The sequence below is a fragment of the Mesorhizobium sp. M0563 genome (assembly GCF_040321065.1).
Classification (GTDB): domain Bacteria; phylum Pseudomonadota; class Alphaproteobacteria; order Rhizobiales; family Rhizobiaceae; genus Mesorhizobium.
Genome location: NZ_JAMYQV010000014.1, coordinates 75700 through 90598, shown reverse-complemented (window position 1 = coordinate 90598; position 14899 = coordinate 75700). Strand labels below are relative to the sequence as shown.

Genomic DNA, 14899 nt, shown 5'->3' with positions numbered 1-14899 from the left:
CAAAAATGTAGAGTGCAGCCTTACTTCAGCTCCAGCAACCGCTCCAGATAGCTGCGCTCGATATCGGGGCTGAGCGCGTTGCCGAGCCGCTTGCGGATTGCCTCGAGGATCTGGCGCGCGCGCTGCACGTCGATCTCGTCAGGCACTCTCACCGAACTTCCGTCATCGGGACCCTCGCTGGTGCGGGGCCGCCCGAGCGGGTCACGGTCGGCATTCTGCTGGCGTCCGCCCTGCCCGTTGCCGCCCTGGTCGCCTTGCATCGCTTGCAATTGCTTCATCATATCCTTGGCGCCCCTGCGCAAGGCTTCCAATGCGCGGCCCTGGTGGCCGACGGCTTGGTCGCCCTCGCCCTCGCCGAGCGCCTGTTCGGCATTGCCCATGGATTTGCCGGCTTCGCCAAACCCCTCATTGGGGTCGAGGCCCATGCCTTCGAGGCCCTTCCTCAATTGATCGAGCTCGCTCTGCAGCTTGCCCTGGCCTTCCTGCAATTGCTTCAGCGCATCGGCAAATTCCTGCGGCGTCATCGGCTTCGGCCGGCCGAGCGGATCGCGGTCGTCGCCCGGGCTGGGCTTGCCCTGTTCGCCCATCGGGCCTTGCTCACCGTTCTCGCCGAGTTGCTCGTCGCGGTTCTGCCCGCGCTGTTGCTGGCCGCGCTGCATCTGGTCCATACGGAAGGTGTCGTTCATCATCTCCTGCTGGCGCCGCATGATCTCGCCCAGCTTGTCCATCTGCTGGCGCATCTCGCTGTCCTGCTGGCCGCCTTGCTGCTGGCGGCCTGCCTGCAGATTGTTCATCATGTCCTGCAGCTCCGACAGCAATTGCTGCGCCTGGTCGCGATTGCCGGATTTCGCCAGGTTCTCGATTTGGTCCATCATGCGGTCGATGTCGCTCTGGCGCAGTTCCTGGCCGTTTTGCTGCATCTGTGGCGCATTCGGATTCTGCTGCGCCCGCGCCGCGAATTCCTGCAGGAACTGGTTCATCGCCTCGCGCAGTTCCTTCATCGCCTTCTCGATCTCTTGGTCGCTAGCGCCGTTCTTGATCGCATCCTGCAGCGCCTGCTGCGCCTGGCGCAGCCGCTTCTCCGCCGCCGACAGATTGCCTTCCTCGATGCCGAGCGCGATCTCCCAGAGGTAAGCGACCTCGTCGCGCAACTGGTCGTCGCTGTCGGCCATCTTCAGCCGGGTGCGGGCGCTCATGATGGCGAGGTAGTGCGCCATATTGTCGAAGGTGTCTTCGGGCCTGAGCGTGATCGCATCCATCAGGTCGAGGACGCGGTCCTTGGCATAGGCGTCGAGCGCCAGCATGCGGCGCTGCTCGACCACGGCCCGCGCCAAGGGGTTGGAGAATGGCCGCTCCGGCATCACCAGCGTCTTGGTTTCGCTGGTCGCCGTGTGTCCGGCGCCGTCGGTGGCGACAAGCGACAGCTTGACGTTGCCACCGGCCCAGACATGGTCGGTCAGATCCTTCGTCGTTTTGGCGGCATTGGCCTTGCCGCCGCGGCGCGGCAACGTCAGCGGCATATCCGGCGGGCCATAGAGCGGATGCGCGTTGGGCACCTGCGGATCGGCCAATGCGAAAACCGCCTTGGCGGAGGCCGCGCCATAGTCGTCGTCGATCTGGTAGTTGAGCTCGAAGGCGCCGTTGACGGCGCGTTTCGGCTCACCGACAAAGCGGATCTGCGGCGGCTTGTCGGGGATTATGGCGAAGGCCCAGCGGCCGAGCTCGCCGTCGCCGGATTGCAGCGTCAGCATGCCGTCGGCCGTCAACTTGCCGCTGAACTGGCGCACGGTGGAAGGCGTTGCAGTATTTGCCTCTGGCTTGGCTTGCGGCCCGGTCGGATCGATGGCGCGGGTGTTGCCGCCGGCGTCGGCGTAGCTCAGCGTTTCCTCGCCCGAACCGCCCGTGACGCGCAGCGACACGTCGCTGCCCTCCGGAACGGTGAAGGTCGGCGCCGCTTGATTGGCATTGTTGGCAAGGACAGGGGCGTTGAGGAATACTGGTGGCCTGCCGGTATAGGCCGGTGGCGTCACCCAGGCATCAATGCGCGGCGGCACGACGTCGCGCGCGGCACGGGCAACAAACCCGTCACTCAGCTTGCCGCCCGACGGCCCGAAGGAGAAGGCAAAGGCGGTGACCAACAAAAGCGCCGCAACGGCGCGCAACGCCCACGGGTCATGCTCGGGGACGCGCGTGCGCGGCACGTCGCCGCCAAGCTCGCCCAGCCGGTCCGCCATGCGCCGCTGATGCTCGCGCCACAGGGCTCGCGAAAAAATGCTTTCCTTGCCGCTCGGGCGATCGGTCTGGACCTGCACCGGGCTGTGCAGCAACCGGTTGGCCGCCTCGATGCGGCGGTCGACCTCGGCACTGGATGGCGTGCGGAAGAAACGCAATGGATAGAGTGCGGCAAGCGCTGCGACGCCGAATGCCGTGATGAGACCGAATCGCGCTAAATCGGGCAAAAGCGGGAACAGACCGAGCCATGAGATACTGAGAAACAGGCTGGCGACGATGATCAGCGGCAGCAGCAACGGCCAGCCGCGCTCGACGATTATCGAGACCTGCGTCGCCAGCCGGCTCAAGGCAAGGCGCCCGGCCAGGCTGCGATCGCTGGTAAAGACGGGTCGTTGCGTCATCGGCCCTTCCTGGCCGGGCGGGATAGCCCGGACCTCACGAGTCTATCGCATGGGCCCGAAAAGTCGATTTTCGGGAAGCACGATGCGAAGACCCAAAATCTTAGCGCATACGTCGTGCATTCAGGCGGCTGCACGTCGCCCTAAGGATACCAACAAACACGGCGAAGGCGAGGCGGTTCCCCAAAACGTGAACAATAATGCCCCGGATATTGTCAAAATTTCGCTGGATTGGCGTTTGCGCCGCAGACCAGAACGGCAACGCGCTCGCCCACAGCCGGCCTGTAGCGGCCGGACAGGAGCGCCGCGAAGGCCGCCGCACCGCCCGGCTCGGAGATGATTCGCACCCGGTCCCACAGCGCCGCCTGGGCGGCGATAATGTCGTCGTCGCCGACGAGGATCGAGCGCTCGACGAACGCCTCGGCGATAGGAAACATCATTTCGCCGACACGCTTCGGCGCGAGCGAATCGGCGGCGATGCCCTCGGTCGGGGCATCGACAGGCCGGCCAGCCTCGAAAGCGCGGTGTAGCGTCGGCGCACCCTCCGGCTCAACGGCAATGATCCTGATGCGGCCGGAAAACCAGGCGGCGATGCCGCCGATCAAGCCGCCGCCGCCGACAGCGACCAGCAGCGTGTCGAGCTTCGGCAGGTCGGCCTCGATCTCGAGGCCCAGCGTGCCTTGCCCGACCAGCGTCTCCTCCTGGTTGAAGGCGTGGATCTGCAGCGCGCCGGATTTTTCGGCGAAGCTCTCGCTGGCGGCCAGCGCCTCGGCATAACGGGCGCCGCCGACGATCAGCTCGGCGCCGTAGCCGCGGATGCGGTCCAGCTTGGCCGGCGGGCTCACTTCGGGAACAAAGATGGTCGCCTTATGGCCGAGCCGCATGGCGGCATAGGCGACCGCGGCGCCGTGGTTGCCGCCCGATGCGGCGACGACGCCAACTGCGGGAACCGGCCGTTCGAGGAGATTGGTGAACGCGCCACGCGCCTTGAACGAGCCGGAATGCTGCAGGCATTCGAGCTTCAGGTCGACAGGCAGAGGCGGGCGGCCGAAATCGGCCATGTCGACGCGCAGCACCGGCGTGTGGCGCACGAAGGGCCGGATGCGGGGTTCCATCGCCGCAATGCGCTCGCGGGTGATCGTGTGGCCATGCAGCATGCTTCACTCCCAGAGTTGACATTCAGAGTTGACATTACTTAGTAACTTGGCAAAGTGCCTAAATGCAAGAGGTCGACGTCTTCAAAGCGATTGCCAGCGAGCGCAGACTGCAGATCCTCGATTGGCTCAAGGACCCGCGCGCGCATTTTCCGCCGCAGGCGGACGGTGATCTGGTCGAGGACGGGGTCTGCGCGCTGCTGATCGCGGAAAAGCTGGGGATCACGCAGGCGACGCTCAGCGAGCATATGCGCGTGCTCACCCAGGCAGGGCTTTTGCGCAGCAAGCGTATCAAGCAGTGGATATTCTATCGCCGGAACGAGGACAGGATCGCCGAGGCCAGGGCGCTCATCCAGCACCGGCTGTAGCGCTGCAAGGTATCTCTCAGGTCAACCAATCAGGCACCGAATCCAGCCCGATCAATTCGTCATAGGTCTGGCGCGGGCGCACGATGTGGAAGCGGTCGCCGTCGACCAGCACTTCCGGCACCAGCGGCCTGGTGTTGTAGGTGCCGGCCTGGACGGCGCCATAGGCGCCGGCGGTGGCGACAGCGATCAGGTCGCCGGCTTTCAGCCTGGGCAGGTCACGGTCGAGCCCGAGATAGTCGCCGGTCTCGCAGACCGGGCCGACGACGTCGACCCTCATGCGCGGTGCTGCGACCGGCTGCTGCACCACCGGCCTGATGTCGTGGAAGGCGTCGTAAAGGGTCGGCCGGATCAGATCGTTCATCGCGGCGTCGACGACGAGGAAGTTCTTGGCGTCGCCCTCTTTCACGAAGATGACCTCCGAGACCAGGATACCGGCATTGCCGACGATCAGCCGGCCCGGCTCGAACATCACTTTCAGCCCGAGCTTGGCGACATGCTTCCTGACGATCTGGGCATAGGCTTCGGGCAAAGGCGGCGGGTTGTTGTCGACGCGGTAGGGAATGCCGAGGCCACCACCGACATCGATATGCTCAATGGCATGCCCGTCGGCACGCAACGCGCCGACCAGTTCCACCAGCAGCGCGAAGGCGTCGTCGAAGGGCTGCAATTCGGTGATCTGGCTGCCGATATGGGTATCTATGCCGGTGATCTTGATGCCCGGCAACTCAGCCGCGCGGGCATAAACCTTCCGCGCCTGCTGCCAGGGAATGCCGAACTTGTTCTCGGCCTTCCCAGTCGAAATCTTCTTGTGCGTCCTGGCGTCGACATCCGGGTTGATGCGCAGCGAGATCGGCGCGATCTTGCCCAGCGCGGTGGCGCGGGCCGACAGCAGCTCCAGCTCCGGTTCGGATTCGACGTTGAAACAGAGAATGCCGGCCGAGAGCGCAAAATCCATTTCGCGCGCGGTCTTGCCGACGCCTGAAAACAGGATCTTGCTTGCCGGAATGCCGGCGGCCAAAGCGCGGCGCAGTTCGCCTTCCGAGACAACGTCGGCGCCGGCGCCGAGCCTTGTCAGCACCTTCAACACAGCCTGGTTGGAATTCGCCTTCATGGCATAGCAGACGAGGGCGTCGAGCCCGGCAAAAGCTTCGGCAAAGACGCGAAAATGCCTGGTCAGCGTCGCCGTCGAATAGCAATAAAACGGCGTGCCAACACTGGCGGCGATATCTGATATTGCCACGTCCTCGGCATGCAGTGCGCCGTCGCGGTAGTCGAAATGGTTCACGAGATCGGTCCGAAAATCAGAGCAGCGGGTCGAGGATGAATTTCTTGTCCTCGACAGGTTTTTCCGGCTCCGGCGGCAAAGATTGCTTGGCCTTCTCGGCGTCCTTGCGCGCCTGCACGGCTGCCGCGTAGGGCGTATCGAGCGCAGCCTTCCTGCCGCAGGCCGCAACGGTCGCCATCGCCGCTAGCAGCGTCAGCGTCACCAAAATCCTGCTTCCGGTCATCGCGTCATCCGTCCGAAACTGTTGCCCGCAGCGCTTCTAGCCGAGTTTTGCGGCCATTGCACCCCGCGTCTTACGCCTTGGCTAGCCGCTTTTTCCAGTAGCGGATCTGCTTGCGCACCTCGGACGGCGCGGTGCCGCCGAAGCTTGTGCGGCTCTTTACAGAATTCTGCACGGCCAGAACCGAAAACACGTCGGCGCTGATACCGAGGTGAATGGACTGCAAATCCTGCAGCGAAAGCCTGTCGAGCCCGACCTTCTTGTCCTCGGCCAGCGCCACCGCCCGGCCAGTGATATGGTGCGCCTCGCGGAACGGCAGGCCGAGCGTGCGTACCAGCCAGTCGGCGAGGTCGGTCGCAGTCGAATAGCCGGCGCCGGCCGCCTTTTTCATCGCGGCAGTGTTCACCGTCATGTCGCGCACCATGCCGGTCATCGCCGCCAGCATCAGGTCGAGCGTCTCTGCCGCGTCGAAGACGGATTCCTTGTCTTCCTGCATGTCCTTGCCATAGGTCAGCGGCATGCCCTTCATTACCGTCAGCAGGCCGACCAGATGGCCGGTGACACGGCCGGTCTTGCCGCGCACCAGTTCGGCGGCGTCGGGGTTCTTCTTCTGCGGCATGATCGACGAACCCGTCGAGAAGCTATCCGACAGCCTGACGAAACCGAATTGCGGCGTCGACCAGATGATGATCTCTTCGGCCAGCCGCGACAGATGTGTCGCGCAGATCGCCGCCAGCCCCAAGAATTCCAGCGCGAAATCGCGGTCCGAAACGCTGTCGAGCGAATTGCGCATCGGTTCGCGAAAACCAAGCGCCGTTGCCGTCTGGTGCCGGTCGATCGGAAAGCTGGTGCCGGCAAGGGCGGCCGCACCGAGCGGGCTTTCGTCCATCCGTTCGATCGCATCGCGGACGCGCGACAGGTCGCGCGCAAACATCTCGACATAGGCCATGCAGTGGTGGCCGAAGGTCACCGGCTGCGCCGCTTGCATGTGGGTGAAGCCCGGCATCACCGTTGCCGCATGCTCCTCGGCCCGGGCGAGGAACGCTGTGATCAGGCCTTTCAGCGCCTCGGCGACACGAAAGCACTCGTCTTTGACCCAGAGCCTGAGGTCGACCGCCACCTGGTCGTTGCGCGAGCGGGCAGTGTGCAGGCGGCCGGCGGCAGGGCCGATCAAATCGGCGAGGCGGGCCTCGACATTCATGTGGATGTCTTCCAGCCTGGTCGAGAACTCGAATGTGCCGGCCCCGATCTCTGCCAGGATCGTGTTCAGCCCGTGACTGATTTTTTCTTGATCGGCCGCCGAAATAATGCCCGTTTGCGCCAGCATCTCGCTATGGGCGATCGAGCCGCGAATGTCCTGGGCATAGAGTTTGCGGTCGAACGAGATCGACGCGTTGATCGCTTCCATGATTGCGGCCGGACCCGAGGCAAAACGTCCGCCCCACATCTGGTTGCTGGCCTTCTTGTCGCTCATCGCTATAACCCGTGCTCCGGAGCAGTTTTTGAAAAATGGCAGACGGCAATAGATTTTTCCCGGCTTTGCGTCTCATCCTCGCCGCTTTGGTTGCGGGCGTGCTGGCCGGCGCGGTCGCGGTATATGTCAGGGAAAGCGGTTCTGGCAACAACGCGCCCGCGCAAGTGGCCGCCGGCGGCGGCAAGGACGACGTCGCCTGCGCCGCCAAGACCGACCATGCCAAGAAGATCGCCGCGGCCGCTACCGGTCAAGTCGCCGCGCTTTTGCCGGCGGATCCGCCGCAATCGCTGAAAAGCCTCGCCTTCAACGGCCCCGACGGCAAGCCGACGACGATCGCCGATCATGCCGGCAAGACGGTGCTGCTCAATCTGTGGGCAACATGGTGCGCACCTTGCCGCGCCGAAATGCCGGCGCTCGATGCACTGCAGAAGGAGATGGGCAGCGACGCGTTTCAGGTTGTTGCAGTCAACGTCGATGCCGGCGACGATACCAAGCCGAAGAAGTTCCTCGAGGACACCGGCGTCAAGGCGCTCGGCTATTATCGCGATGCCACCATGGCACTGTTCAACGACGTCAAGACGCGCGGCCTGGCGCTCGGTCTGCCGGTCACCATGCTGATCGATGGGCAAGGCTGCCTGATCGCCCATATGAACGGCCCGGCCGAATGGTCAGGGCCGGATGCCAAGCGTCTGGTCGAGGCAGCGCTTCAGCCGGGATAGGCTCAGACCGTGCGCAGGCGCGGCTTGAGCACGGCGATGCTTGCGCCGCGCCGGCTGGCGGCGCGGACTGCCGGAGCCGTGACGCCCGTCAACTCGCCGAATGTCTCGATCGGAGCCGGTTTGCCGAGGTAATAGCCTTGCCCGATCTCGCAAGCCTCGGCGTCAAGGAACTGCAATTCGCCCGGCGTCTCGATGCCCTCCGCCAGGACCGGCAGCCCGAGACCGCGTCCAAGCCCCAGCACGGCGCGGACGATCGCCGCGAACTGGCCGTTCTTATCGACCGATTTGATGAACGACCCGTCGATCTTGATCTTGTCGAAGGGAAAGGCGCTAAGGTTGGACAGCGAAGAATATCCGGTGCCAAAATCGTCCATCGCCACATGCACGCCAAGCGCCTTGACCTGCCTCAAGGTTGCCAATGCGCGGGGCATGTCCTTCACTAGGGCCGTTTCGGTGATCTCCAGTTCGAGCCTGCCGGGTGCGAGGCCGGATCTCGCCAGTGCGTCGTGCACCTTGCGGCTGAAGTTCGGATTGTGAAGCTGCACGGCGGAGACGTTGACGGCGACCATCAGCGGATTTGTCCAGCGAACTGCATCGTTACAAGCCGTCGTCAGCACCCAGTCGCCGATCTGCGCGATGGCGCCGCTGTCCTCGGCCACGGGGATGAAAACGGCCGGGGAAATGTCGCCCCGCTCCGGATGCTGCCAACGGACCAGGGCTTCGAAGCCGATCATCTTGCCGCTGCGGATTTCCTTCTGCGGCTGGTAGACGAGGTGGAACTCCTTGCGGGCGATCGCCTGGCGCAGTTCATGCTCCATCACGCGCTTGTCGCGGGCCGCGGTGCCCATGGCTATCTCGAAAAAACGATACGTGTCCCTGCCCTCGGTCTTGGCGCGATGGAGTGCCGTGTCGGCATGGCCGATCAGGCCGGCCTGATCTTCGGCATCCAGCGGAAAGAAGGCGATGCCGATGCTGGCCGAAACAAGGCCGGAGCCGACTGAAACCCTGTTTTCCTCCCGGATCGCCGCCAGCAAGTCCTCGGCTATGCGGCCTGCGGCCAGGGGGTCGGGGAGGTTCGGAGCTAAGACGGCAAACTCGTCGCCGCCGAGACGCGCGAGCATCTGTCCGTGGCGCGGAATGCCGGAAATGCAGTGCGCCAGCTTCTGCAGCATGGCGTCACCGGCGCTGTGGCCGTAGAGGTCGTTGACTTGCTTGAACCGGTCGAGGTCAAGCAGCAGGAGCGCCAGATATCCATCCTTGCTGCCACGCCCCATCGAAGCGATTTCTGCTTCGAGCCGGGAAGAAAAGCTCCGCCGATTGGCAAGTCCGGTAAGTGGATCGAAATGCGCGAGACGGAGGATCTCTTCTTCCGCCTTCTTGCGCTCACGGATGTCGCGAACGGCAAGCACCGTATGAGGCCTGCCGCAGTAGGCGATCTTCCTGGCGATCAGCTCGACAGGAATTCTCGTGCCGTCGCTGCCCCTCAATTTCGTTTCTTGTGCCTGTTCGCCGAAGCTGGATACATCGGCTGCGCTCTGTCCATCGAACAGCTCGCCGAGTTGCATCGTGTTCAGGGTGGCTGTCGCCGTGCCCGTCAGTTTCGCCATGCTGTCATTGGCGCTGACTATGCGTGTGCCATCGCAAACGATCAGCCCTTCGACCGCGGCATTGGCGAGATCGTGCATGCGATCGGCCTCGAGCCTCTGCCGGCGAAAGCGCAGGTCGATCCACAGCGCGGCGCCTGACAGCACAAGGATTACCAGGCTGGCGACCGCTGCGGCAAAGGCCTGGGAAATGGGCTCGATGGAATGTTCGGATATTTCAATCGAGGAATCCGGAATGATCGACACCGCGCCCATCGCGATGAAATGCAAGCTGCAAATCGCCAGCGTCAAAAGCGCGGCGCCACCAAGTGTTGCGAGCGCGGACGGGCGGCGCAAGACGACAAGGAGCGCCATTGCCGCGAGCGTCCCGCCGGCCAGAAGCGATATCGCGACAAGGAGCAGGTTCCATACGATCCGGCCCTCGACCTCGAACGCCGCCATGCCGATATAGTGCATCGTCGCGATGGCGCCACCGAGAATGGCACCGCCGACGAGGAAATGGTCGATGCCGCGGCGCAAGGTGGCAACCCACATCCCAAGCGCGGTCAGGATGACGGCGGCGGCAAGCGAAAAGGCGGATAATCCCGGATTATATGCGTTTGGTATTCCCGGCGTAAACGCAGTCATGGCGATGAAATGCGTCGCCCATATGCCGAACCCGGTCGAAGTTGCGGCGATCATTAGCCAGACAAGCCGGTTTCGGTTGGTCGATCGGCCGACGTGCTTAAGGAGATTTACTGCAGAGAAGCAAGAAATGCCGCAGACGAGGGCGGCAAGTGCGACCAGTCTCAGGTCGTGCTGACTTACAATACAATTATAGACCGTCAGCATCCTGGGTTCACTCGGTCTGCCAAATAACAGGGGAGGTGTGACTGATTAGCTCTTGGAGATTTTAACGAATGGTTAACCCGCGGGCCATGAGGCGGGCCTTTTCGGGGGAAAACCGATGCGCTCCGCCGAGAAGGCGGTGATGTAGTTCCTGGCGACGCTTTCGGTAGCGAGCGCACTTTAGCCGGAAGCGATGTTCATTGACCCGCAACAAAACCGTTGTCCGATTGTCATCAGCGCCACATATTGGCTTTGCGAGAGTGCCCCTTTCGCCAATGACAAACGGGAGATGAAACATGAAGTTCTTCGGCTTCGCGGCCGGTGTCGCCGCCACCTTGACCCTGCTTTCCACCACCTCCGCCTTCGCCGTCACGCAGATCAGCTGGTGGCACGCCATGACCGGCGCCAACGCCGAGGTCGTAGCCAAGATCTCCAAGGATTTCAACGCCAGCCAGAGCGACTATGAGCTCGTTCCGGTGTTCAAGGGCACCTATCCGGAGACGCTGAATGCCGGCATCGCCGCTTTCCGCGCCGGCCAGGCGCCCGATATCCTCCAGGTGTTCGACGTCGGCACCGGCGTGATGATGGCGGCCGAGGGTGCGATCAAGCCGGCGGCCGATGTGCTGACCAGTGCCGGGATGACCTTTGACAAGAGCCAGTATCTGCCCGGCATCGTCGGCTATTATTCGAAGCCGGACGGCACCATGCTGTCGTTCCCTTACAACTCCTCGTCGCCGATCCTCTACTACAACAAGGACATTTTCCAGAAGGCAGGCCTCGACGTGAACAGCCCGCCCAAGACCTGGAACGAGGTGTGGGAAGCTGCCAGGAAGATCAAGACGAGCGGCGCCGCCCCTTGCGGCTATACCTCGACCTGGCTGACCTGGATCCATCTGGAGAATTTCGCGGCGTGGAATGACGTGCCTTGGGCCACTCAGCAGAACGGCCTGGCCGGCGGCGATGTCGAACTCAAGATCAATGCGCCAATTTTCGTCAACCACTTCCAGGCGCTCGCGGACCTGGCCAAGGACGGCACGTTCAAGTATGGCGGTCGCACCTCCGAAGCCAAGCAGATATTCCTCGCTGGCGAATGCGGCATCTTCACCGAATCGTCGGGCGGCCTCGGCGATATCGTCAAGTCCGGCATGAACTATGGCATCGGCCAGCTTCCTTACGATAGCGACGCCAAGGGCGCACCACAGAACACCACGCCGGGCGGTGCCAGCCTGTGGGTGTTCGGCAACAAGTCGGACGAGGAATATAAGGGTGTTGCCGCCTTCTTTGCCTATCTGTCCAAGACCGATGTGCAGAAATATCTGCACCAGAAGTCGGGATATCTGCCTGTGACGCTCGCCGCGTATGAGGCGACCAAGAAATCAGGCTTCTATGACAAAAACCCCGGCCGCGAGACACCCATCCTGCAGATGACGGGCAAGGCGCCGACCGACAACTCGAAGGGCGTGCGCCTGCCGAATCTGCCGCAGGTGCGTGATATCCAGAATGAGGAGTTGGAGAAGATGCTGGCCGGCCAGCAAACCGCTCAGCAGGCGCTCGACAATGCGGTCACACGCGGCAACGCCGCGATCAAGGAAGCGCTGGAGAACTGACGAGATTATCTCGGTTAAAGCGCGTCGCGTTTGAATGGCCACATGCGACGCGCTTTAAGCTCTTGTTCTTATGCATGTCGTTATCCCAAAACCGCTGCGCACTTTTGGGCGACATGCGTTAGTCGGTTGAAATATCGCCCACGCGAGCTCGCGTTGGCGACACCTGGATAGTGAGGGAAATCAGCCTGTCTCCACGCGTCGTATTTCCCAACAAGATCCTGCCGTACCTGCTGGTGGCGCCACAACTCGCCATCACCCTGGTTTTCTTCTACTGGCCGGCCGGTCAGGCGCTTTACCAGTCGATGCTCAGGCAAGACCCGTTCGGGCTGAAGAGCAGGTTCGTCTGGTTTGCCAATTTCCGGAAGGTGCTGGCCGATCCGGCCTACCTCAACTCGATCAAGGTCACGGTGGTGTTCTCGCTTGCGACCGCGATCGTTGCCATGGTTGTGGCCCTGCTGCTCGCGGTCATGGCCGAGAAGGCCGTGCGCGGCAAAGGCCTCTACCGCACACTGTTGATATGGCCTTATGCCGTCGCGCCGGCGATTGCCGGCATGCTGTGGCTTTTCTTGTTCAATCCTTCGATCGGCTCGTTGGCCTATTTGCTGAGAAGCCTCGGCATCGCATGGGACCCGCTGCTCAACGGCACCCACGCCATGATCCTGCTGGTGTCGGCGGCTGCCTGGAAGCAGATCAGCTACAATTTCCTGTTCTTCGTCGCCGGCCTGCAGGCGGTGCCGAAAACGCTGATCGAGGCGGCGGCCATGGATGGCGCCGGCGAGACCAAGCGCTTCTGGACCATCGTCTTCCCGCTGCTTGCGCCGACAACCTTTTTCCTGCTGGTCGTCAACACCGTCTATGCCCTGTTCGACACGTTCGGCATCGTTCATGCCGTCACCGGCGGCGGCCCGGGCAAGACGACCGAGACGCTGGTCTACAAGGTCTACAATGACGGCTTCGTCAATCTGATCCTGGGTGACTCGGCGGCGCAGTCGGTCATCCTGATGGCCATCGTCATCGCGCTCACAGCCATCCAGTTCCGCTATGTGGAACGCAAAGTCCATTACGGCTGAGGGCAGCGATGATCGGCCAATCTCCGCTCCGCACCGTCATCGCCCATGCCGTGCTTATCCTTGGCATATTGATCGTGGCTTTTCCGATCTACTACACCTTCGTTGCCTCGACGCACACGCTGCAAACGATCCTCAGGCCGCCGCTGCCGCTGTTGCCCGGCGTCCAGCTATGGAACAATTACAGCGAGGCGCTGTTCGGCGGCATTGGTCGTATCGGCGGTGTCAGCGTCGGCAGACTGCTCCTCAACACCACGATCATGGCGCTCGGCGTCGCGGTGGGAAAGATCTTCATCTCGATCCTGTCGGCCTACGCGATCGTGTTCTTCCGCTTTCCGCTGCGCATGACCTTCTTCTGGCTGATCTTCATCACCTTGATGCTTCCGGTCGAGGTGCGCATTCTGCCGACCTACAAGGTGATGGTCGATCTCGGCATGATCGACACCTATGCCGGCCTGATCATCCCGCTGATCGCCTCGGCCACCGCAACGCTGCTGTTTCGCCAGTTCTTCATGACCATCCCGGGCGAACTGGTCGAGGCGGCGCGTGTCGACGGTGCCGGTCCATGGCGCTTCTTTTTCGATATTCTGGTACCGCTGTCGCGGACAAACATCGCCGCGCTGTTCGTGATCCTCTTCATCTACGGCTGGACGCAGTATCTTTGGCCGCTGCTCGTCACCAACAGCAACGACATGAACACCATCGTCATCGCGCTGCGAAAGATGGTTTCCTTCGCCGATGCCGACACCCAATGGCACCTGGTCATGGTCACGGCGATGCTGGCCATCGTACCGCCGATCCTGGTCGTGGTGCTGATGCAACGCTGGTTCGTGCGCGGCCTGGTCGAATCCGAAAAGTGAGAAGCCGATGGCGACCGTCGATCTGAAGGATGTCAAGAAGATCTATCCCGGCGGCGTCGAGGCCGTGAAGGGCGTTTCCATCGCCATTCCCGACAAGGAGCTTTGCGTGCTGGTCGGCCCCTCCGGGTGCGGCAAGTCCACGCTGCTGAGGATGATCGCCGGGCTCGAGACGATTTCGGCCGGTACAGTCGCCATCGACGGCAAGGTGGTCAACGCCATTGGCCCGACCGAGCGCGACATCGCCATGGTGTTCCAGAACTATGCGCTCTACCCGCATATGAAGGTCTACGACAACATGGCCTATGGCCTGCGCAACCGCGGCACGCCGAAGGACGAGATAGACAGCAGGGTACGCTCGACTGCCAAGGTGCTGGAGCTTTCGGGGCTGCTCGACCGGCGCCCGCGCGAGCTTTCCGGCGGTCAGCGCCAGCGTGTCGCCATGGGCCGTGCCATCGTGCGCAACCCGAAAGTCTTCCTGTTCGACGAACCGCTGTCCAACCTCGATGCGAAATTGCGCGGGCAGATGCGCGTCGAGATCAAGAATTTGCAGCGCTCGCTTGGCGTCACCTCGGTTTATGTCACCCACGACCAACTTGAGGCGATGACGCTGGCCGACATCCTTGTCGTCATGAACGCCGGCCTGGTCGAGCAGATCGGCGCGCCGCTCGACGTGTACGAGAAGCCGGCCTCGACCTTCGTTGCTTCCTTCATCGGCGCGCCGCCGATGAATCTGCTGGCCCTCACGGGGGCCTCTCCAGGCTCGGTATTGGCGGACGGGATGGTGATTGGCTCGGCGCCTGGACAAAGCAAGGCGGTGACACTCGGCTTTCGTCCGGAGGATGCCGATATCACCTTCGCGGCAGAGGCGCCGGCCGGCGCGCTCGCGTTGCCGGCGACAGTGGAAGCAGTCGAGCCGGTCGGTGCCGAAAGCTTTCTCCACTGCGCGGCAGCCGGCAGCCGTATCGTCGTGCGCGTCTCAGGCCGCGCCAGCGCCAAGCCAGGCGACCAATTGCGCGTCGTGGCCAGGTCTGAAAAGCTGCACTGGTTCGATCAGGCCGGTAAACGGGTCGATTGAGGTCGGCC

Annotated in this window: 12 protein-coding genes; 6 read left to right on the top strand and 6 right to left on the bottom strand. The window is 62.9% G+C overall.

What is annotated here, in order from left to right:
* Window positions 1-20: 20 nt before the first annotated feature.
* Both NKI50_RS18700 and NKI50_RS18695 read right to left on the bottom strand, forming a co-directional pair.
* Entirely contained in the window at window positions 21-2633 is a 2613-nt protein-coding gene (locus tag NKI50_RS18700; RefSeq protein WP_352641350.1) for a TIGR02302 family protein, read from the bottom strand.
* Window positions 2634-2845: 212 nt separating this feature from the next.
* Window positions 2846-3787, bottom strand: coding sequence for a threonine/serine dehydratase (locus NKI50_RS18695; RefSeq protein ID WP_352495616.1), 942 nt, complete (start codon window positions 3785-3787; stop codon window positions 2846-2848).
* Between the two features lie 62 nt (window positions 3788-3849).
* Between NKI50_RS18695 and NKI50_RS18690 the strand changes: the two genes are divergently transcribed.
* Complete coding sequence (locus NKI50_RS18690; protein WP_352483516.1) at window positions 3850-4152, top strand: ArsR/SmtB family transcription factor; 303 nt, start codon at window positions 3850-3852, stop codon at window positions 4150-4152.
* Between the two features lie 16 nt (window positions 4153-4168).
* On the opposite strand, the gene lysA is transcribed toward NKI50_RS18690, so the two are convergent.
* The 3 genes from lysA to argH form a co-directional block, all read right to left on the bottom strand.
* Complete coding sequence (gene lysA, locus NKI50_RS18685) at window positions 4169-5437, bottom strand: diaminopimelate decarboxylase (RefSeq protein ID WP_352641352.1); 1269 nt, start codon at window positions 5435-5437, stop codon at window positions 4169-4171.
* Window positions 5438-5453: 16 nt separating this feature from the next.
* Window positions 5454-5660 carry a hypothetical protein gene (locus NKI50_RS18680; protein ID WP_352495614.1) on the bottom strand — a complete coding sequence of 69 codons (207 nt, stop codon included), beginning with the start codon at window positions 5658-5660 and terminating at the stop codon, window positions 5454-5456.
* A 70-nt stretch (window positions 5661-5730) separates the two neighbouring features.
* Window positions 5731-7131, bottom strand: a complete 1401-nt coding sequence (gene argH, locus NKI50_RS18675) for an argininosuccinate lyase (RefSeq protein ID WP_352495613.1) — start codon at window positions 7129-7131, stop codon at window positions 5731-5733.
* Window positions 7132-7166: 35 nt separating this feature from the next.
* Here argH and tlpA point away from each other — a divergent pair, with 35 nt between their 5' ends.
* On the top strand, window positions 7167-7850 hold the full coding sequence (gene tlpA, locus NKI50_RS18670; RefSeq protein ID WP_352641354.1) for a thiol:disulfide interchange protein TlpA: 684 nt from the start codon (window positions 7167-7169) through the stop codon (window positions 7848-7850).
* Between the two features lie 2 nt (window positions 7851-7852).
* Here tlpA and NKI50_RS18665 read toward each other — a convergent pair whose 3' ends face one another.
* On the bottom strand, window positions 7853-10285 hold the full coding sequence (locus NKI50_RS18665) for a bifunctional diguanylate cyclase/phosphodiesterase (RefSeq protein ID WP_352717289.1): 2433 nt from the start codon (window positions 10283-10285) through the stop codon (window positions 7853-7855).
* A gap of 293 nt (window positions 10286-10578) precedes the next feature.
* Here NKI50_RS18665 and ugpB point away from each other — a divergent pair, with 293 nt between their 5' ends.
* The 4 genes from ugpB to NKI50_RS18645 all read left to right on the top strand — a co-directional run bounded on the left by ugpB (window position 10579) and on the right by NKI50_RS18645 (window position 14891).
* Window positions 10579-11889 (top strand): sn-glycerol-3-phosphate ABC transporter substrate-binding protein UgpB, encoded by a 1311-nt coding sequence (ugpB, locus tag NKI50_RS18660; RefSeq protein ID WP_352641359.1) that lies wholly within the window; start codon window positions 10579-10581, stop codon window positions 11887-11889.
* A gap of 185 nt (window positions 11890-12074) precedes the next feature.
* Window positions 12075-12959, top strand: a complete 885-nt coding sequence (gene ugpA / locus NKI50_RS18655) for a sn-glycerol-3-phosphate ABC transporter permease UgpA (protein WP_352483564.1) — start codon at window positions 12075-12077, stop codon at window positions 12957-12959.
* 8 nt (window positions 12960-12967) lie between these two features.
* On the top strand, window positions 12968-13816 hold the full coding sequence (gene ugpE / locus NKI50_RS18650) for a sn-glycerol-3-phosphate ABC transporter permease UgpE (RefSeq protein ID WP_352641362.1): 849 nt from the start codon (window positions 12968-12970) through the stop codon (window positions 13814-13816).
* A 7-nt stretch (window positions 13817-13823) separates the two neighbouring features.
* Entirely contained in the window at window positions 13824-14891 is a 1068-nt protein-coding gene (locus tag NKI50_RS18645) for a sn-glycerol-3-phosphate import ATP-binding protein UgpC (protein ID WP_023721081.1), read from the top strand.
* Window positions 14892-14899 lie beyond the last annotated feature (8 nt).

What these genes read in the sequence shown, in the direction of transcription:
- NKI50_RS18700 (WP_352641350.1), bottom strand. Translation starts at nt 2,633, where the DNA reads ATGACGCAACGACCCGTCTTTACCAGCGATCGCAGCCTGGCCGGGCGC.
- NKI50_RS18695 (WP_352495616.1), bottom strand. Translation starts at nt 3,787, where the DNA reads ATGCTGCATGGCCACACGATCACCCGCGAGCGCATTGCGGCGATGGAA.
- NKI50_RS18690 (WP_352483516.1), top strand. Translation starts at nt 3,850, where the DNA reads ATGCAAGAGGTCGACGTCTTCAAAGCGATTGCCAGCGAGCGCAGACTG.
- NKI50_RS18680 (WP_352495614.1), bottom strand. Translation starts at nt 5,660, where the DNA reads ATGACCGGAAGCAGGATTTTGGTGACGCTGACGCTGCTAGCGGCGATG.
- argH (WP_352495613.1), bottom strand. Translation starts at nt 7,131, where the DNA reads ATGAGCGACAAGAAGGCCAGCAACCAGATGTGGGGCGGACGTTTTGCC.
- tlpA (WP_352641354.1), top strand. Translation starts at nt 7,167, where the DNA reads ATGGCAGACGGCAATAGATTTTTCCCGGCTTTGCGTCTCATCCTCGCC.
- NKI50_RS18665 (WP_352717289.1), bottom strand. Translation starts at nt 10,285, where the DNA reads ATGCTGACGGTCTATAATTGTATTGTAAGTCAGCACGACCTGAGACTG.
- ugpB (WP_352641359.1), top strand. Translation starts at nt 10,579, where the DNA reads ATGAAGTTCTTCGGCTTCGCGGCCGGTGTCGCCGCCACCTTGACCCTG.
- ugpE (WP_352641362.1), top strand. Translation starts at nt 12,968, where the DNA reads ATGATCGGCCAATCTCCGCTCCGCACCGTCATCGCCCATGCCGTGCTT.
- NKI50_RS18645 (WP_023721081.1), top strand. Translation starts at nt 13,824, where the DNA reads ATGGCGACCGTCGATCTGAAGGATGTCAAGAAGATCTATCCCGGCGGC.